This is a genomic window from Fulvivirga lutimaris (assembly GCF_009711525.1).
GTDB classification, from domain to species: domain Bacteria; phylum Bacteroidota; class Bacteroidia; order Cytophagales; family Cyclobacteriaceae; genus Fulvivirga; species Fulvivirga lutimaris.
The window spans coordinates 1-676 of the sequence record NZ_SMLV01000045.1 but is presented as its reverse complement, the minus strand read 5'-3'; the positions used below and the strand labels follow the sequence as shown (position 1 = coordinate 676).

Genomic DNA, 676 nt, shown 5'->3' with positions numbered 1-676 from the left:
TCATCTGTTTATCCTACTATTCACTAGTGTGCGGACAATCAACTCTGGAAAATGACCGAATTGCGGAACTATACGATCTAATTCAAGATATGACACCTCTATATGGTACTCAGGTTCATATATATGACTACAAACTCAAAAACAAGAGAGCAATAAAGGACAGTTCGTTTGTAGCCATGTTCGCAATAGTGGACAATCAGGATATTCAAAAGGATGTAGTTTATGACACGCTCAATCTATTGGTGACTAAGTATTCGCTTGAGAAGGGTAAAAAAATTCCAAAAGAGACTTTTTTACTTAATGACTCAAAGCAGATTATTGAACACAGTATTGTCAATAATAATTTAGAAGTTCTTGCTAAGACATTTTACAAGTATCAGGGTAAACTTCTCGCAACTGAAGAGGCCTATACGGGCTACGCCTACCTAGAAAACCCTAGAATGATCTCACTGATATCCTACTCATACGAGGATGGTAAACTAGTTGAAAAAACGAAGAAGTACAGCCTCAATGGAGAACATTGGGTTCAAACATGGAAAACAAAGTATGACCAAGTAGGAAGAAAAACAGTCCTTGAAGAAACAGATGGTGGCATTTCACACCGTTATGAGTACACCTACAATGCTCAGGATAAAATAGATCAAATATCAATCCTTTCAAACAATGAGAAAAAAAG

At 36.5% G+C, this 676-nt stretch carries 1 protein-coding gene; it reads left to right on the top strand.

What is annotated here, in order from left to right:
* Positions 1–89: 89 nt before the first annotated feature.
* Positions 90–676, top strand: a 587-nt coding sequence (locus E1140_RS00110) for a hypothetical protein (RefSeq protein ID WP_155177932.1), incomplete at its 3' end; no start/stop codon positions are given.